Source organism: Pseudomonas sp. YeP6b (assembly GCF_025642995.1).
In the GTDB taxonomy this organism is placed as follows: domain Bacteria; phylum Pseudomonadota; class Gammaproteobacteria; order Pseudomonadales; family Pseudomonadaceae; genus Aquipseudomonas.
Window position 1 is genome coordinate 6,089,877 of the sequence record NZ_CP080090.1, and the last position, 17,667, is coordinate 6,107,543.

At 55.7% G+C, this 17,667-nt stretch carries 15 protein-coding genes; 10 read left to right on the forward strand and 5 right to left on the reverse strand.

Translation table 11 applies throughout. The features are described from left to right. The first annotated feature begins 198 nt into the window (after positions 1-198). The 9 genes from KZH41_RS27475 to KZH41_RS27515 all read left to right on the forward strand — a co-directional run bounded on the left by KZH41_RS27475 (position 199) and on the right by KZH41_RS27515 (position 9,824). On the forward strand, positions 199-1,719 hold the full coding sequence (locus KZH41_RS27475) for an aldehyde dehydrogenase family protein (RefSeq protein WP_094953344.1): 1,521 nt from the start codon (positions 199-201) through the stop codon (positions 1,717-1,719). Between the two features lie 217 nt (positions 1,720-1,936). After that, positions 1,937-3,370: an ethanolamine permease gene (eat, locus tag KZH41_RS27480; protein WP_083356587.1), complete on the forward strand. Its 1,434-nt coding sequence runs from the start codon at positions 1,937-1,939 to the stop codon at positions 3,368-3,370. A gap of 64 nt (positions 3,371-3,434) precedes the next feature. Next, positions 3,435-4,829 carry an ethanolamine ammonia-lyase subunit EutB gene (locus KZH41_RS27485; RefSeq protein WP_083356586.1) on the forward strand — a complete coding sequence of 465 codons (1,395 nt, stop codon included), beginning with the start codon at positions 3,435-3,437 and terminating at the stop codon, positions 4,827-4,829. Further along, positions 4,826-5,656 (forward strand): ethanolamine ammonia-lyase subunit EutC, encoded by an 831-nt coding sequence (gene eutC, locus KZH41_RS27490; protein WP_094953342.1) that lies wholly within the window; start codon positions 4,826-4,828, stop codon positions 5,654-5,656. Before KZH41_RS27485 ends, eutC begins: the two co-directional genes overlap by 4 nt. Before the next feature lie 97 nt (positions 5,657-5,753). Further along, positions 5,754-6,212 (forward strand): GNAT family N-acetyltransferase, encoded by a 459-nt coding sequence (locus KZH41_RS27495; protein ID WP_094953341.1) that lies wholly within the window; start codon positions 5,754-5,756, stop codon positions 6,210-6,212. Between the two features lie 512 nt (positions 6,213-6,724). Further along, positions 6,725-7,381, forward strand: coding sequence for a DedA family protein (locus KZH41_RS27500; RefSeq protein WP_242152898.1), 657 nt, complete (start codon positions 6,725-6,727; stop codon positions 7,379-7,381). A gap of 6 nt (positions 7,382-7,387) precedes the next feature. Continuing rightward, positions 7,388-8,218 carry a zinc-dependent peptidase gene (locus KZH41_RS27505; protein ID WP_263274054.1) on the forward strand — a complete coding sequence of 277 codons (831 nt, stop codon included), beginning with the start codon at positions 7,388-7,390 and terminating at the stop codon, positions 8,216-8,218. A gap of 93 nt (positions 8,219-8,311) precedes the next feature. After that, complete coding sequence (gene ppa / locus KZH41_RS27510) at positions 8,312-8,839, forward strand: inorganic diphosphatase (RefSeq protein WP_003176323.1); 528 nt, start codon at positions 8,312-8,314, stop codon at positions 8,837-8,839. A 214-nt stretch (positions 8,840-9,053) separates the two neighbouring features. Continuing rightward, the gene (locus KZH41_RS27515) at positions 9,054-9,824 is read left to right on the forward strand and encodes a helix-turn-helix transcriptional regulator (RefSeq protein ID WP_094953337.1); all 771 of its coding nucleotides are present in this window, start codon (positions 9,054-9,056) and stop codon (positions 9,822-9,824) included. A gap of 390 nt (positions 9,825-10,214) precedes the next feature. Here KZH41_RS27515 and KZH41_RS27520 read toward each other — a convergent pair whose 3' ends face one another. From KZH41_RS27520 to KZH41_RS27535, 4 genes are all read right to left on the reverse strand, one after another. After that, positions 10,215-11,567, reverse strand: coding sequence for a hypothetical protein (locus tag KZH41_RS27520; RefSeq protein WP_263274055.1), 1,353 nt, complete (start codon positions 11,565-11,567; stop codon positions 10,215-10,217). Continuing rightward, positions 11,564-13,327 (reverse strand): SAM-dependent methyltransferase, encoded by a 1,764-nt coding sequence (locus tag KZH41_RS27525; protein WP_263274056.1) that lies wholly within the window; start codon positions 13,325-13,327, stop codon positions 11,564-11,566. Before KZH41_RS27525 ends, KZH41_RS27520 begins: the two co-directional genes overlap by 4 nt. Before the next feature lie 85 nt (positions 13,328-13,412). Then, the gene (locus tag KZH41_RS27530; protein ID WP_263274057.1) at positions 13,413-14,498 is read right to left on the reverse strand and encodes a DNA cytosine methyltransferase; all 1,086 of its coding nucleotides are present in this window, start codon (positions 14,496-14,498) and stop codon (positions 13,413-13,415) included. Between the two features lie 762 nt (positions 14,499-15,260). Next, positions 15,261-15,497: a DUF6124 family protein gene (locus tag KZH41_RS27535; protein ID WP_263274058.1), complete on the reverse strand. Its 237-nt coding sequence runs from the start codon at positions 15,495-15,497 to the stop codon at positions 15,261-15,263. Positions 15,498-15,796: 299 nt separating this feature from the next. Between KZH41_RS27535 and ycaC the strand changes: the two genes are divergently transcribed. Then, positions 15,797-16,429 (forward strand): isochorismate family cysteine hydrolase YcaC, encoded by a 633-nt coding sequence (gene ycaC / locus KZH41_RS27540; protein ID WP_242152906.1) that lies wholly within the window; start codon positions 15,797-15,799, stop codon positions 16,427-16,429. A gap of 76 nt (positions 16,430-16,505) precedes the next feature. Here the strand turns inward: ycaC and KZH41_RS27545 are convergent, their stop codons facing one another. Next, positions 16,506-17,663, reverse strand: a complete 1,158-nt coding sequence (locus tag KZH41_RS27545; protein WP_263274059.1) for a glutathionylspermidine synthase family protein — start codon at positions 17,661-17,663, stop codon at positions 16,506-16,508. Positions 17,664-17,667: the final 4 nt, after the last annotated feature.

Below are 17,667 nucleotides of genomic sequence, written 5' to 3' on the forward strand. Positions count from 1 at the left end.
CCACCGGTCACAGGCTGTACCGTTTGTGGCACAAACTGTCACCCCAGCTGTACCACACCTGCCACAGCAACGCCTTGCAACAAAGCCCAACCCCTTGATTTACCTGGCCTGCAAAGCAGTGGCCCGACCTTTGCTCTAGGCTTTATCAAGCGCAACACCGCTGTACTCCAATAAACATAAAAGCAGGAGATGCCCCCCATGCGTTACGCACACCCCGGTACTGACGGCGCGATCGTTTCGTTCAAGGCCAAATACGGCAACTTCATCGGCGGCGAATTCGTCGCGCCGGTAGATGGCAACTATTTCACCAACACCTCGCCAGTCAACGGCAAGCCCATCGCCGAATTCCCGCGTTCCACGGCCAAAGACATCGACAAAGCCCTCGACGCCGCCCATGCCGCCGCAGATGCCTGGGGCAAGACCTCGGCCCAGGACCGCTCACTGGTGCTGCTGAAAATCGCTGACCGCATCGAACAGAACCTCGAACTGCTGGCCGTCACCGAAACGTGGGACAACGGCAAGGCCGTGCGTGAAACCCTCAACGCCGACATCCCACTGGCGGCCGACCACTTCCGCTACTTCGCCGGTTGCATCCGCGCCCAGGAAGGCACCAGCGCCGAAATCAACGAACACACCGCGTCGTATCACTTCCATGAGCCGCTGGGCGTGGTCGGCCAGATCATCCCGTGGAACTTCCCGCTGCTGATGGCCGCCTGGAAACTCGCGCCGGCCCTGGCCGCCGGTAACTGCGTGGTGCTCAAACCCGCCGAGCAAACCCCGCTGGGCATCAGCGTGCTGATGGAACTGATCGGCGACCTGCTGCCACCGGGCGTGCTGAACGTGGTGCACGGTTTCGGCAAAGAAGCCGGCGAAGCCCTGGCCACCAGCAAGCGCATCGCCAAGATCGCCTTTACCGGTTCCACCCCGGTGGGCTCGCACATCATGCACGCGGCGGCCGAGAACATTATTCCGTCCACGGTTGAGCTGGGCGGCAAGTCGCCAAACATCTTCTTCGCCGACATCATGAAAGCCGAACCGTCGTTTATCGAGAAAGCCGCCGAAGGCCTGGTGCTGGCGTTCTTCAACCAAGGCGAGGTGTGCACCTGCCCATCGCGTGCGCTGGTGGAAGAGTCGATCTACGACGACTTCATGAAAGTGGTAATGAAAAAGGTCGAGCAGATCAAACGCGGCGACCCGCTGGACACCGACACCATGGTCGGCGCCCAAGCCTCCGAGCAACAGTTCGACAAGATCCTGTCCTACCTGGAAATCGCCAAGGGCGAAGGCGCGCAACTGCTGACCGGCGGCAAAGTCGAGAAGCTCACCGGCGACATGGCCGGCGGTTATTACATCCAGCCGACCCTGCTCAAGGGCACCAACGAAATGCGCGTGTTCCAGGAAGAAATCTTCGGCCCGGTCGTGAGCATCACCACCTTCAAGGACGAAGCCGAAGCCCTGGCAATTGCCAACGACACCGAGTTCGGCCTGGGCGCCGGTGTGTGGACCCGCGACATCAACCGCGCCTACCGCATGGGCCGCGCGATCAAGGCGGGCCGTGTGTGGACCAACTGCTACCACCTGTACCCGGCGCATGCCGCGTTTGGCGGTTACAAGAAGTCGGGTGTGGGCCGTGAGACGCACAAGATGATGTTGGATCACTACCAGCAGACCAAGAACTTGCTGGTGAGCTACGACATTAATCCGTTGGGCTTTTTCTAACTTAACCCTGTAACGGGCGACCCGCTCTCAACTTGAAATGCAATCAAGTATGGGAGCAGGCTTGCCTGCGATAAGCATCACCTCGGTCAGCCATATACACCGAGTTGCCCGCATCGCAGGCAAGCCAGCTCCCACATTAGATCGTCGCACGTTCTTGCAACGCGCATTCGGCACACAGAGGCCGAGCTAAAACAATAAGAATGGAAGGTACTTCCCCATGCCTAGCGAACCCACCGGCTCTTCCGTCGACTTCGAAAAAGTCGGCACCGACTACTTTCAACAACGCGAACTGAAAAAAGGCGCCGCCGGCTGGGTGCTTTTGGTTGGCCTTGGCGTTGCCTATGTGATCTCCGGCGACTACGCCGGCTGGAACTTCGGCCTGGCCCAGGGTGGCTGGGGCGGCATGTTCCTCGCCACCTTACTCATGGCCACCATGTACCTGTGCATGTGTTTCTCCCTGGCCGAACTGTCCTCGATGATCCCCACCGCTGGCGGCGGCTACGGCTTTGCCCGCAGCGCCTTTGGCCCTTGGGGCGGGTTCCTCACGGGCACCGCCATCCTGATCGAATACGCCATCGCCCCTGCCGCCATCGCGGTGTTTATCGGCGCCTACTGCGAGTCGCTGTTCGGTATTGGCGGCTGGATGATTTACCTGGCGTTCTACATCATCTTTATCGGCATCCACATCTTTGGTGTGGGCGAAGCCTTGAAACTGATGTTTGTGATCACCGCTGTCGCGGCGATTGCATTGGGTGTGTTCCTGGTATCGATGGTGCCGCACTTCAACGTCGCCAACCTGCTGGATGTCCCGGTGACCGAGGCCAAAGGCGCCAGCACCTTCCTGCCGTTCGGCTACGTCGGCGTGTGGGCGGCGATTCCTTATGCCATCTGGTTTTTCCTCGCCGTCGAAGGCGTGCCGTTGGCCGCCGAAGAAACCAAGAACCCCAAACGTGACCTGCCTCGAGGCCTGATCGGCGCCATTGTGGTGCTGACCAGTTTTGCCCTGCTGATTCTGGTGATCGCACCGGGCGGCGCCGGCACTTATGCGCTGATCAAGTCGGGCAACCCGCTGGTTGAAGCATTGGCATTGTCCTACGGCGGTTCGACCTGGATGGGCAGCTTCGTCAACCTCGTTGGCCTGGCGGGGCTGATCGCGAGCTTTTTCTCGATTATCTATGCCTATTCGCGGCAGATCTTCGCCTTATCCCGCGCCGGCTACCTGCCACGCAAACTGTCGCAGACCAACAAAAGCAAGGCGCCGGTGCTGGCACTGGTGATCCCCGGCATTATCGGGTTTGGCCTGTCGCTGACCGGCCAGGGCGACTTGCTGATCTTGGTGGCGGTGTTTGGCGCGACCATTTCCTACGTGCTAATGATGGCCGCGCACATCACCCTGCGCATCCGCCGCCCCAAAATGGACCGCCCATACCGCACGCCGGGCGGCATTTTCACCTCCGGCGTCGCCCTGGTACTGGCCTGCGTGGCCGTGGTGGCGGGGTTTCTGGTGGATCCACGGGTAGTGATTGGCGCCGCGATCATCTATGGAGTATTAATTGCTTACTTTGCTTTCTACAGCCGGCATCACTTGGTAGCAGGCACGCCCGAAGAAGAATTCGCGGCGATCCAGGCCGCAGAGGCCGCCTTGCACTAACTGCCGTAAACCTCGACGCGGGCGCTTTACTCACAGCCTGCCCGCGTCGCCAAGGAGACACTGTATGGCAAGCTTTTCCCACGCGGTGGGTGCACAAACCTACCGCTTCGACAGCCTCAAGGACGTGATGGCCAAGGCCAGCCCGGCGCGTTCCGGCGACTTCCTGGCCGGCGTGGCCGCGCAGAACGACGGCGAACGGGTTGCAGCGCAGATGGCGTTGGCGAACATCCCGTTGAAACACTTCCTCGAAGAAGTGCTGATCCCCTACGAAAGCGACGAAGTCACCCGGCTGATCATCGACACCCACGATAAACAGGCGTTTAGCGTGGTCAGCCACCTCACCGTTGGCGGCCTGCGCGACTGGCTGCTCAGCGACGCGGCCGACGAACATTCCCTGCGCGCCCTGGCGCCCGGGCTGACACCGGAAATGGCCGCCGCCGTCTCCAAAATCATGCGCGTGCAGGACTTGGTCTTGGTCGCGCAAAAGATCCGCGTGGTCACCCAGTTTCGCGGCACCCTGGGCCTGCGCGGTCGCCTGTCGACCCGCCTGCAACCCAACCACCCTACAGACGAACCGGCGGGCATCGCCGCGAGCATCCTCGACGGGCTGCTCTACGGCAACGGCGACGCCATGATCGGCATCAACCCGGCCACCGACAGTATCGCTTCGATCTGCGCCATGCTGGAGATGCTCGACGCGATCATCCAGCGCTACGAAATCCCCACCCAAGCCTGCGTGCTGACCCACGTCACCACCTCCATCGAAGCCATCAACCGTGGCGTGCCGCTGGACTTGGTGTTTCAGTCGATTGCCGGCACTGAGGCGGCCAACGCCAGTTTCGGCATCAGCCTGAGCGTGCTGCAGGAAGGTTATGACGCGGGCTTGAGCCTGAACCGCGGCACCTTGGGCCAGAACCTGATGTACTTCGAAACCGGCCAGGGCAGCGCCTTGTCGGCCAACGCGCACTTTGGCGTCGACCAGCAAACCTGCGAAACCCGCGCCTACGCCGTAGCGCGGCATTTCAAGCCGTTTTTGGTCAATACCGTCGTAGGCTTTATCGGCCCCGAGTACCTGTACAACGGCAAGCAGATTATCCGCGCCGGCCTCGAAGACCACTTCTGCGGCAAGCTGCTCGGCGTGCCGATGGGGTGCGACATCTGCTACACCAACCACGCCGAAGCCGACCAGGACGACATGGACACCCTGCTGACCCTGCTGGGCGTGGCCGGGATCAACTTCATCATGGGCATCCCCGGCTCCGACGACATCATGCTCAACTACCAGACCACCTCGTTCCACGACGCGTTATACGCCCGGCAAACATTGGGTTTAAAACCGGCGCCGGAGTTTGAACAGTGGCTGGCGAAAATGGGCATCTTCACGCAAGCCGACGGTAAGGTGCACTTCGGCAACAGCCTGCCACCGGCGTTTCGCCACGCCTTGAAGCAATTGGGATGAAGGAGCCGCCTGTGCAAGTAGAACTGCCTGATAACCCGTGGTTGGAACTGCGCCGCTTGACTCCGGCGCGTATTGCCCTGGGCCGCACCGGCACCAGCATCCCCACCAGCGCGCAGCTGGACTTTCAATTCGCCCACGCCCAGGCGCGCGACGCCGTGCACCTGCCCTTCGACCACGCAGCCCTCAGCAGCCAGATGGCCGAGCGCGGCCGTGACAGCTTGTTGCTGCACAGCGCCGCCGTGGACCGGCACATGTATTTGCAACGCCCAGACCTGGGGCGGCGCTTGAGTGATGAGTCGGCGCAAAGCCTGCGCGACTATGCTGCCGCCAACCCTGGCGGTGTGGACCTGGCCGTGGTGGTGGCCGATGGGCTGTCGGCACTGGCCGTGCATAAACACACGTTGCCGTTTCTTACACGCATGGAGGAACAGACTCACGCCGAAGGGTGGTCGTTGTCGCCCGTAATTCTGGTGGAACAGGGCCGCGTGGCGGTGGCGGATGAAGTCGGCCAGTTGCTGGGCGCCAAGATGGTGGTGATTTTGATCGGCGAACGGCCGGGGCTCAGCTCGCCGGACAGCCTGGGGCTGTATTTCACCTACAACCCCAAGGTCGGCCTTACCGATGCCTACCGCAACTGCATTTCTAATGTGCGCCTGGAAGGCCTGAGCTACGGCATGGCCGCGCATCGCCTGCTTTACTTGATGAAAGAGGCGTGTCGTCGCCAGCTGTCGGGGGTCAATCTCAAGGACGAGGCGCAGGTGCAGACCATCGAATCGGATGATCCTGACCTGATGAAAGGCAATTTCCTGCTCAGCCCGCCGGAATAACCTATTAGCCGCACGATTGCGCTTTTTCGCGCCATTAGGCAGCATCCGGACACGGCCGCTTGTGTGGTCATCACCCATTTGGAAGTTGAGGCCTGGCATGCGGATTACTCAAGCGACCCTGGAACACCTGGACCTGTTAACCCCGCTGTTCGTCAAATACCGCGAGTTTTACGGAGCGCTGCCGTTTCCGGACTCGTCGCGGGCCTTCCTGGAAAAGCGCCTGCGCCGCAAGGAGTCGGTGATCTACCTGGCCCTGGCCGATGATGACGACAAGCGACTGCTGGGGTTTTGCCAGCTGTACCCGAGCTATTCGTCGCTGTCGCTTAAACGCGTGTGGATCCTCAATGACATCTACGTGGCCGAAGACGCCCGCCGACAACTGGTGGCCGACAACCTGATGCGCACGGCGAAGAAAATGGCCAAAGAGACCCACGCGGTGCGCCTGCGAGTGTCGACCAGCAGTGACAACGACGTGGCGCAGAAGACCTATGAGTCGATTGGGTTTCGTGAAGACACGGAGTTCAAGAACTACGTGTTGCCGATCAGTGAGGACTGATAAGGCCAAATCGCTTTTGCTTCCTAGTGTGGCAAGTGAGCTTCCCGTGGCCAGCAGGCCTCCTGTGGCGAGCGGGCTTGCCCTAATGCCGTTCAGTTAAGCGCAGATCCCCTGTGGGAGCGGCGGTGCGACGATTCGACTTGCCCGCGAAAGCGGTGAGTCAGTCAACATCAATGTTTGCTGGGCCGACGTCATCGCGGGCAAGTCGAATCGTCGCACCGCCGCTCCCACATTTAATCTTCGCTGCTTTGGACATTGCGTTCGCTTAACTGAACGGCATTAGGGCAAGCCCGCTCGCCACAATAAGCCAGCTCCCACATTTAGATCAGCAGTGACCAGAAGATCGAAATATCACGACACGCCCCGCTACAAAACCCACACGCTTTTCACCTTTCAGTACGTATAATGCGCACCTTTCAGGGTTGTAAGAAATACGGCATACCTATGTAGCCTTACTTACCCGAGCTTCCGCACAGGCCTGCTGAGTCGGGCCATTCACACAGGTGCCACCCATGGATTTCAACCCGCTCGACCTTATCCTGCATCTCGACGTCTACCTCGACCTGCTGGTAACCAATTACGGTCCGTGGATCTACGCCATTCTGTTTCTAGTGATTTTTTGCGAAACCGGCCTGGTGGTCATGCCTTTCCTGCCGGGTGATTCGTTGCTGTTTATCGCCGGCGCCGTGGCTGCAGGCGGCGGCATGGACCCGGTGTTACTGGGCGGCCTGCTGATGCTGGCGGCGATCCTCGGCGACAGCACCAACTACGTGATCGGGCGAACAGCCGGAGAACGCTTGTTCAGCAACCCGAACTCGAAAATCTTCCGCCGCGACTACCTGCAAAAAACCCACGACTTCTACGACAAACACGGCGGCAAAACCGTGACACTGGCGCGCTTCCTGCCAATCCTGCGTACCTTCGCACCGTTCGTCGCCGGCATCGCCAAAATGCCGTATCCGCGTTTCTTCGGTTTCAGTGTGTTCGGCACCATTATCTGGGTCGGCGGCCTGGTGACCTTGGGCTACTTCTTCGGCAACGTGCCGTTTATCAAGAAAAACCTGTCGCTGCTGGTGGTGTTTATCATCCTGCTGTCGCTGGTGCCGATGATCATCGGCGTGGTCCGCAGCCGTTTTGGCAACAACTCCTCCGAAGCCAAACCGCAGTAACCTGCGATGTGGTCCCTCAGCGCCTGGCGTCGCCGGCGCCTGCTGGCCAAGCACCCGATTGCCGATGACACCTGGCAACGGGTGCGCCACCACCTGACCTTCCTCGACGGCATCAGCGCCGAGCAAGACCAGTGGCTGCGCGAAGCCTGCGTGGTATTCCTCGCCGAAAAACACCTCACCGCCCTGCCCGGCGTCGACCTGCACCAGGAACAACGCCTGCTGCTCGCCGCCCAGGCGCAACTGCCGTTGATGAACCTTGGCGACCTCGACTGGTACCAGGGCTTCCACGAAATCGTGCTGTACCCCGACGACTTCATCAGCCCCCAGCGCCATCGCGATGCCAGCGGCGTGGAGCACGAGTGGGACGGCGAACACAGCGGCGAAGCCTGGCAACAAGGCCCGGTGATCCTCGCCTGGCCCGGCGTACTGGCCAGTGGCAATTGGGAAGGCTACAACCTGGTCATCCATGAACTGGCACACAAGCTGGACATGCTCAACGGTGACGCCAACGGCCTGCCGCCGCTGCACCACGACATGCGCGTGCAGGAATGGGCCAGCGTGATGCAAAGCGCGTTTGACGACCTCAACCGCCAGCTGGACGCCCACCCCGACGTGGACACCGAAATCGACCCCTACGCCGCCGAAAATCCGGCCGAGTTCTTTGCCGTCACCAGCGAATATTTTTTCAGCGCCCCGGATTTACTGGCCAACAGTTATCCACAGGTGTACGCGCAGCTGAGCCGCTTTTATCGCCAGGATCCCCTGGCCCGCTTGCACCAACTGCAAGCCAGCGATGCGCGCTATCAGACGGAACGCCAAGCGCCGTACGACGTCTGACGCATGGCATCGGCGTCAGAATATGCCTATAATCGCCGCCACTTTTAGGCCAATCCGGCCATGTTCCATGGCCAACTACGGGGGCATCGCCCAATGAGCTACAGCAAGATTCCGGCTGGCAAAGACCTGCCGAACGACATCTACGTCGCCATCGAAATTCCGGCCAACCACGCGCCGATCAAATACGAAATCGACAAAGACAGCGACTGCCTGTTCGTTGACCGTTTCATGGCCACCCCGATGTTCTACCCGGCCAACTACGGTTTCATCCCCAACACCCTGGCTGACGACGGTGACCCCCTCGACGTGCTGGTCGTAACCCCTTACCCGGTTACCCCAGGCTCGGTCATCCGCGCGCGCCCAGTCGGCATCCTGAACATGACCGACGACGGCGGCGGCGATGCCAAAGTTATCGCCGTGCCACACGACAAGCTGTCCCAGCTGTACGTGGACGTGAAGGAATACACCGACCTGCCGCCACTGCTGCTGGAACAGATCAAGCACTTCTTCGAGAACTACAAAGACCTCGAAAAAGGCAAATGGGTGAAGATCGACGGTTGGGGCAACGCAGACGCCGCCCGCGCCGAGATCATGAAGTCGGTCGCTGCCTACAAAGGCTGATACCCGCTCCTCATTGCCCCGGCAATCAAAAAAGCCCCGACTACTCGGGGCTTTTTTTGTGGAAAAAATTAAACCCGAAGTTCAATGTTTAACGCGCAATGTTTAATAAAGTAAAAACATTGAAATATCGCCCTACAACTAAGTAAATCCCTACGTACGCAATTCAACGCATGGTTTATTTGATGTGTTTTCCCCGCCAGTAAACTCGTTGTTTATGAATACATCAGGTGATCGACTAAAAGCACTACTGCGGGAAGTTCATCTTTCCGCCTCCGACTTCGCCAAGAACCGCGGCGTCACGCCTCAACACGTGAACAACTGGTTCAAACGCGGCGTGCCCATGGGCCGACTCAACGAGATCGCAGAACTGCTCTGCGTCTCCAGCCGTTGGCTACGCACCGGCGAAGGCCCCAAACACCCACCGGCCAACTTTCTACTCGAAGGGCCCGCCACAAGCAAAGGACTGCGCACCCGCGAAGAAAGCGGCAAATACCTCACAGGCCCCGCCTGCCTCCCGGAAAAACTCGACGTGGAGATCGCCCTCCACCCCACCTTCACCTCCACCGAGCGCATCCGCGTCTCCCTGCACACCCTCAAAGCCCTCAACGTAAACCCCGACCGCGCCGTAGGCGCCTACATGGTCGACAACAGCATGATCGACATCATCCAACAAGGCGCCACCCTCGCCATCGACCGCGGCCGCAGCCAAATCACCGACGGCGAAATCTACGCCGTCGAACACGACGGCATGCTGCGCATCAAATACCTCTACAACCGCCCCGGCGGCGGCCTGCGCATGCGCAGCCACAACGCCAGCGAACACCCAGACGAATACCTCACCCACGAGCAACGCTTTGAGCAGAACTTCGAGATCGTGGGCTGGGTGTTCTGGTGGTCGACCCTGAACAACCGCCGACCGGTGCCGCTGGACGAACACCTGTTGGGCTGGGAAGGCTCTAAATCGGACCCGGAGGTAGGCATGTGAGGTGAATGTGGGTAGAATGCGCGGCACATTTGGCAGGGGGTGGCTTTGCGCTATCTACCTGCTGGGCGATGCGGAGGAGTTCCCGCGGATGCCCCTACTATTCAGCCAGACGTGATGTTGGCTGAGCGATTTGAAGGCTGGTGAGGTTTGTCAAAAACAAGCTGAGGCAGTCCCCGAGAAGCCGGCCACAAGCCGGCTTTTTAATGCCTGGAATTCCACTCTCGACAGAGATTTATAACCGCACAATCCACGCCCCCCCCCCCAAAAAAACAACCATAACTTACCAACTGAAAATAAGACCTGCCCTTCAAGGTAAAAGGTAAAAGGTAAAAGGTAAAAGGTAAAAGGTAAAAGGTAAAAGGTAAAAGGTAAAAGGCTAGCGAAAATTATTTAAAAATCCAACAAGGCCTTAACGTGAGCATCCAGAGCTTGAAGTTCCTCTTGGGACGCCCCCTTAGATCTAGCAGTAATATCAAGTGACAAGTCGCGTATAGCCCGTATATGAACGTTATTATCATCAAAACGAGGAATATTAAGGTATTCGGCAACACTCACACCCAGACTTAATTTTGATGCATAGGCGGATACCGTTCCGGAGATCACTGGCGCATTCAAAAAGCCAGTTAGATACGCTGCTTCACTTTCAGTCTCAACAGGAATAAAGTAAAGTTTATGATCCGGTATCACTAGCTTCTCAGCACCGAAAGTCGTTACCGAACTTCCAACGTAAGCCGCCGCAAAAACTTTTCCAATCTCACGCCATAGTACCTTGAACGGTGAAAATGTATACGCTCCAGTGCTCCACAGCGAATAAAATTCTTGTCCTTTCTGGAATCTTTTTAGACTTGAGCGGCTCTTTAATTGGGTTTCAAAACGCTTTAGAAACTTAAAGGTTAACGGAGAGTTTGTTTTAAGGCAAGGATCTCCATGCATACCACGCTGGGGAACAATGATACGTAAATGTTCATCCGGGATAGCACAAAATGGCCTAACCCCTTGACCTCTAAGTAAAGGAAATAGGTGCTCAGATTCAATACGTGCAATGATTTCTGGAATACCTTTAGTCTTTCCAATGGCCGCAGCGTTTTTTATTGTGACTGAGTTCTCATCACTAACGCCGGTCTCATATACCCAAAATACCCCATTACGATCCGCGGTAACTCCCTTGCGAGCTTGATATACTCGCTCCGCACCAGCGAAAACTTTTGCAAATACTATCTGTTCCTCATAGGGGCCGGTCAGCCAAGGCCTTCCCTCTCCCCCTGGCACCGGGACAGCTGTGTAATTGAGTGGGACTGCTGCTCGACAAAACTCCTCTGCGGTCTTAGATCGCCGCAATGTAGAGACTAATACATCACCAGCAGTCCAAACACGATATGGCACAGGAAAAGTCGTCACAGCGTCCCGTTCCAACGCTAGAAAGCGAGGCATATTAGTAACACCGTCAAATGGATTGATTGCGTCAAAGTCTTCGACCAGCAGCACCTTGCAGATTATATTGTTCGGGCCTACTGAAAACTTTCTAAACCCAGCACTTGACGGCGTAGTAAATACGGAGCCTGGAAGAAAAAAACCAAGCCGCCCAAAGGGAGCTAAGTAATGATAAATTGCTTGATAAGTAACTACGGTAGAAATATCAGCTTCTATACCACCTACCCATTTATCTTTACTGAAAACACCGAGCTGTTTGCAATGTACTTGAATAGCCTTGGTGTATTCATCAGGAAGGTTGCTCCACTTCACCCAGGGGGGATGCCGCAAATATGGCTAGATGGGGGTATGGCACCCGCAGCAAAACGATCAGCCAGTATTGCGCACCAAATCCCATTCCATCCTTGATCATGAAGGGACACTAGGTTTTGGACAGTCGCCTCAACAGTTTGAATATCGTAATCATCTAATTGCATCGACTTAAGATCAGATCGTATAGCGTCGCTTATTTCACTTGCTATAACATCCGCATCAATTAAGCAGCGGATTTTGGTAAAAATCTTAAAAAAATCGCCGTGCCTAATCATGGCTTCCGGTACTGAAAACTCTCTGGGACCAACCTCAGTTTGTATGACGTAGCTGTAGCTCGGAAATAGCCCACTACTCACACGTGCAGGGTTAATGGCGTCAGCTAAGTAGACAGGTAAGCGTATCGGATCGGCCGGATCCAAAAAGGGAGAAAGAAATACAGCCAGCGACCCTTTAGCGGCTAGTACCGCTAACGGATTTAAATCAATCCCATGCAAACCCGATAGCAGAGACTTCGCAGTAGCCTTCTCACCCTGCTTCAAGCGGCGTCGGCGTAAAGCCTCTAAAAGAAACGTGCCTGAACCACATGTGGGATCCGTAAGCGAGTTATCCGCTCTCCACTCAATAAGATCCATTCCGTGCTCGGCAAGCCAGTCCGGAGTGTAGAACTCTCCAAGAGCATGACGAACTTCACGTGGAATAAAGCGCTCGTATATCCCCTTAAATAGATCGCGAGTGGTGCTAGGGTCTTTTTTTGCGATTGTGAAATCGATCCCAGAAAGCTTTCCAAACAAAGAGTCAAAATGAGGGCTAAATACTTTCCAATTACTGTCGTCTATATACCAATCAAAAAAATCGCCACTGAGCATATTTAGAATACCTGAGTGCTCAAATAGCTCGCCTGTCTCGACTACGCGCAAACGCTCTACTATTGGCACAGATGAATCTAAAATATTCTGGCTAGGCCGAGGCAGGGCACAAGCTGTAACAATCTTAGCAATTACCGCAATGTACGTATTAAGAGCAAAAAGATAAGCTGCCGGATTTTCATCGTAAGGCTGATTGTGGGATATCTCTTGCCTAGAGAGTAGGGTCTTCATATTTGCAGGCTGAAAACCGACGACCTGACTAAAGAGCCGTCGCCACTCAGTAAAAAGCATTTTAGTTTTTGAGGTATGGAAACTTTCTTCCGCCTGACATACGCTATTATAAAGAGCGGGAATCAGCGAAATCCCATGCTCAGAGTCCGGCCCTACTAACGCTTGTAGTAGTTGAGGATGAACTAGCGGGCGACCATCTTTTTGAAGGAAAGCCAACAACATCTTCGACGCTTTTATATCAAAAGGAATGACAGCTTCCCAGTGCGCCCGCCCATCAACAAAATTACCGAAGCTAATATGGGACCCATCCCATATTACTAAAATATACTCCTCAAGATGACGTCCCTCTTCAGCTGAAATGAGCTCAGCATACTCTTCAGCCTGATTACGAGCATGCTTAGCCTTACTATTGATGCGTCCAGTAAACGACCTAGGCGGCTCGTATTCGATTACAACAGCCCCGTGAGCCACATCAGCAAATTTGGTTGGCTTGCCTGTCTCTTTCAGAGCACGCTCTAACTGAAATGGAGTCCACGGAATACTCATGGCTTCGCATGCGACTTTAAGCCCCCCCTCCAGCTCGTGCCGCAACTGTGCCTCATTCCTTGCGGCCTCAGAAGCAAAAATAGCCTTACTGACGAGCTGTAGCGCGACTTTTTGCAATGCGAAATTCCTGTTATTTATCTTTGCCACAACTGACTAATAAAGCTTCTAATTCTGTCAGCACACTTAAAATTTTAATACTTTTTCATGCCGTACTTTTCAATCCGGCTCCTGAAAATAGATGCTTGAAAATAGCTTCAGCAAGCATTGGTGGAACAGCATTACCAATCTGAGTGAACTTCGAATCAGTATCGCCTACCGGCTCAAAATCGTGCCCAAATGTTTGAATTCGGGAACACTCTCTCCAGGAAAGTCGTCTCGGCAACTCAAGAATAGGTCTAGAAGGGTCGGCATCGAGATGCTCATACTCGTCAGAAAAGTCCCAGCGCTGCTTCCACCCATCAGCCAAGTTAGACCACGTTAGTTTCATAACCGGACTAGCAGGGTGCAAAGTTATATGCCGCGAGTTTGCAACTACAGTGTATGCAGGCTCGCTCCATTTAGCTTTGCGATTGCGGGACATGAAGTACCAAGAAAAATGACCTTCCGGATCATGTGGGCGCTCATAGAATTCTCCCTCAGGCCACAAAGGCAGATCCAGAATTGCATCGCCGTGAGAAGTATAGGGTCTCAGGTCTGGACTTTTTTTCGTTGCTTTTCCATGCGTTTCTGGCGGAAATTCAAATACTTGGTTTAGGTCTTTCCTAACATCAACGATAATTAAACGCTTACGTGACTGAGGAACTCCATATGCTTTTGCATTAATGAGGTGATGGCTCACAACATAACCTTCTTGTCGATAGGCCGTTTCTTGTTCCTCCAAAAAACTACCGGCCCCCAACTGCTTTAACCCAGAAACATTCTCCGCCACGAAGTATTTTGGACGGACCAGGCTGATCACTCGCAAAAATTGCTTGTAAAGGTTAGTACGCTCGTCCTTCTTGGGGTCTCTGTTACCAGCCATAGAAAAAGACTGACACGGATATCCTCCAACAACGACATCGGCACTTGGAAACGCAAGAACTTGCGATATATCGCCATTTACCACGTCAGTGTTAGGAAAGTACTTTTCCAAAGTTTTGCATGCATCTTTCAGAATATCATTTGCAAAAACTATGTGGCCGCCGGCAGCTTCAATACCGAAGTCCATTCCACCACATCCGGAAAATAAAGATAGGACCCGAATTTCGTCCCCATCTTTCTCAAAAATATTATTCACTTTGTCACGCATCAGATTTCTTTTCTTCCGAGCTACCGCCCTGCACCAAAAACGGCCAGCGCGCCCTAAAGTATCCCTCGACTGCATCCTGTACCCCAAGCGAAAGCGAGCCGGTGTGTACCGTAATCGCCTTTCGTGTTGGAAGGCCTCAGGAAAGCGAGGATTTTCTAACTCTGCGCTCAGGAGCGCCCGCGTCTACATTTTCTGCTCAAACGGCATCACGTATTCGCAAGATTCATCGAGCACGGTACACCAAAGCGGCGAACTGTGGATACATCCAGCAGTCCGAAAATTTCGTGCTGATGATCCGCGGCCAAAAGTGTCCGTAAGGGGCGTACGCTGATCATTCTCGAGCCCAATTTCGCTAAGTAAGCGCATGCTGTGTCGATGCTTTATTTTTCTCGGACATCACCGCCCCGCCTAGTCATCATCGTTAAAACAATACCGACAGCTCAAAGGTCCGTTTTTATTGGCAATTACTGCATCCTTGATTAGATAGCTTTTCACGACTCTATCACCGACGCACGCCATTATGGCGACAAGCACAATTGGGCAGCAGGCTGCTGCCCAAATTTGTAAAGGATGGATAGATATGTCGCCAGCAACGACATGATGGTAAGACGTGTCGCAAAAAACGATAAATGGCGACATGAGCACGGCGGGTGGGGATGCTGGTCGGGTACTTCATACCCCGATCACGAAACGGCAAACACACATAACCTATGGGAAGAGCTGCGTCGCCGGCACCTGGACGTAAGAACAGGCGACGTCGTATTACTTCCGCTGCAAACACTCCACAGCCCGATCCGCCACCATCTTCGCCATCTCCACCAAATGCATCACTGCCCTATGCGGCGGCGCCAGCGGTTCACCAAGCACTTGCGACGTAGCCGCCGCACACTGCAGCAACTCAGCCACCCGCACCCAGGCATCCTCGAAGCTCAGCTCTTCATTGACAGTAAATGGCTTAGTCACAGCCGATGAGGGCAAATCCGAAACAACGTTTTCCATGGCACAACTCCAATCAAAAAGTGTGTACCAATCGAATACGGGCGACTAAACCCGATCACTGAATAGGCAGTGACAAGCCGCAGCCTAGTCGCGAGATTTTGCTGGCGCAAGCCGCTGGGATTCTCTAGGAAACGTCCTGCAAATGAAAGGGACGGGTACTGCTGGCCCTCCAACCATTGTCCCCTCTGAGTTGACGGTATTACCCATCCCACCCAATTTATCCCCCGCCACCCACCCATTAATCTGTGCCCATGTTGAACGCAACACCCAACCCACCTAAACAAAAAAAGGATTCCACCATGAGCACTCCAACCTACAACCGCTTGAACAAAGACGACGCCGTAGTCCTGCTGGTCGACCACCAAACCGGCCTGATCTCCCTGGTGCAGGACTTCTCCCCCAACGAGTTCAAGAACAACGTGCTGGCCCTGGCTGACTTGGCCAAGTTCTTCAACCTGCCGACCATCCTCACCACCAGTTTCGAGCAAGGCCCTAACGGCCCGTTGGTGCCGGAGCTGAAGGAGATGTTCCCGCAGGCGCCGTATATCGCTCGCCCTGGTCAGATTAATGCCTGGGATAACGCGGATTTCGTTAAGGCGGTCAAGGCGACTGGGCGTAAGCAGATCATCATTGCGGGTGTGGTGACGGATGTGTGTGTGGCGTTCCCGACGTTGTCGGCGCTGGCGGAGGGGTTTGAGGTGTTTGTGGTGACGGATGCATCGGGCACGTTTAATACCACGGTGCAGCAGGCGGCGTGGAGCCGGATGACGCAGGCGGGGGCGCAGTTGATGAATTGGTTTTCGGTGGCGTGTGAGTTGCAGGGTGACTGGCGCAATGACATGGAAGGGTTGGGGAATTTGTTGTCTCAGCGGATTCCTAATTATCGGAATTTGATGAATGGGTATGCGGCGGTGACGGCGCGTCAGGGCTGAGGTTGATAGCCTTTGTGGGGAGTGGGCTTGCCCGCTCCCACAGGGGTCATGTTTGCCTTTGAAGCAGCGGAGTTTCTCAGTCGAGGATCAGGTGCGGTAGAAACCGGCTGGAGTCCTTGGTGATCAAGCTATTGTCTTCCCGCACGCCGATGCCGGCGGCTTGATCGCCAATCACCCACGACCCAATCAGCGTATAGCTGTCACCAAAGCGCGGCAGCGGCGCGAATTCCTGGAGGATGAACGGCGCGTCGGTGTAGGGGCCGTCTTCTTTTACGATCAGGCCGTCGGCGGTTTGCAGTTCGATGTTGGCGCCTTCGCGGGAGAAGAACGGTTTGCGCACCCAGCCCTTTGGCACGGCTTTGCCGGGGTCGGTATCCAGGTGGGAGGCGAGCAGGTTGGGGTGGCCTTTGTTGAATTCCCACAACAGCGGCAGGACGCCTTTGTTGGAGAGGATGGATTTCCAGGCGGGCTCGAAAAACTGGGTATCGCACTGGGCAATCGCGGCGCCGAAGGGCTCGTGAAAGATGAATTCCCAGGCGTGCAGTTTGAACAGGTGGGGAATCCAGCGATCTTCGAGGTCGACGAAACGGCCATCACTGGTGAGGCCGATGTCTTCGATGTCGATGTGGCGTGATTCGATGCCGACTTTTTCCGCGACGAGGCGCAGGTAGTCGGTGGTGCCTTTGTCTTCGATCGAGTCTTTCATCGAGGCGAAGTAGAACGGCTGGTTGACCTGCAGTTGAGCGAAGGCCTGATGCAGTTTGGTGTCGATGCTGTTGAACTGGTCGGCATGCTTGGGCAGCAGGCCGCGTTCGATGCATTGTTCCAGCCAGCCCCATTGAAACGCCGCAGCCTCATAGAGGCTGGTCGGCGTGTCGTAGTTGAGTTCGAGCAGCTTGGCGGGCCCGGTGCCGTTGTAGGAGAAGTCCATGCGCCCGTACAGGTGCGGGTGGCCTTCGAGCCATGAGGTTCGAATCATGTCGAAGAACGGCGCGGGAATGCTCAGGCGTTCCAACAATTCCTCGCTTTGAACCACGCGGGCCACGAGGTCCATGCACATGTCATGAATCTCGGTGGTCGGGTCTTCGAGGTCGCGCTCGATTTGCTCGAGCGTGAATTGGTAGTACGCGCTCTCGTCCCAGTAGGGTTCGTCGTCGATGGTGTGGAACAGAAAGCCGAGGCTGTCGGCAGTCTGTTTCCAGTCATGACGCTCTGCGCATTGGATCTTTTTCATCGCC

Bases quoted from the DNA above. Each gene is read 5' to 3' on its own strand.
- KZH41_RS27475 (WP_094953344.1), top strand. From the start codon at position 199: ATGCGTTACGCACACCCCGGTACTGACGGCGCGATCGTTTCGTTCAAG.
- eat (WP_083356587.1), top strand. From the start codon at position 1,937: ATGCCTAGCGAACCCACCGGCTCTTCCGTCGACTTCGAAAAAGTCGGC.
- KZH41_RS27485 (WP_083356586.1), top strand. From the start codon at position 3,435: ATGGCAAGCTTTTCCCACGCGGTGGGTGCACAAACCTACCGCTTCGAC.
- eutC (WP_094953342.1), top strand. From the start codon at position 4,826: ATGAAGGAGCCGCCTGTGCAAGTAGAACTGCCTGATAACCCGTGGTTG.
- KZH41_RS27495 (WP_094953341.1), top strand. From the start codon at position 5,754: ATGCGGATTACTCAAGCGACCCTGGAACACCTGGACCTGTTAACCCCG.
- KZH41_RS27500 (WP_242152898.1), top strand. From the start codon at position 6,725: ATGGATTTCAACCCGCTCGACCTTATCCTGCATCTCGACGTCTACCTC.
- KZH41_RS27505 (WP_263274054.1), top strand. From the start codon at position 7,388: ATGTGGTCCCTCAGCGCCTGGCGTCGCCGGCGCCTGCTGGCCAAGCAC.
- ppa (WP_003176323.1), top strand. From the start codon at position 8,312: ATGAGCTACAGCAAGATTCCGGCTGGCAAAGACCTGCCGAACGACATC.
- KZH41_RS27515 (WP_094953337.1), top strand. From the start codon at position 9,054: ATGAATACATCAGGTGATCGACTAAAAGCACTACTGCGGGAAGTTCAT.
- KZH41_RS27530 (WP_263274057.1), bottom strand. From the start codon at position 14,498: ATGCGTGACAAAGTGAATAATATTTTTGAGAAAGATGGGGACGAAATT.
- KZH41_RS27535 (WP_263274058.1), bottom strand. From the start codon at position 15,497: ATGGAAAACGTTGTTTCGGATTTGCCCTCATCGGCTGTGACTAAGCCA.
- ycaC (WP_242152906.1), top strand. From the start codon at position 15,797: ATGAGCACTCCAACCTACAACCGCTTGAACAAAGACGACGCCGTAGTC.
- KZH41_RS27545 (WP_263274059.1), bottom strand. From the start codon at position 17,663: ATGAAAAAGATCCAATGCGCAGAGCGTCATGACTGGAAACAGACTGCC.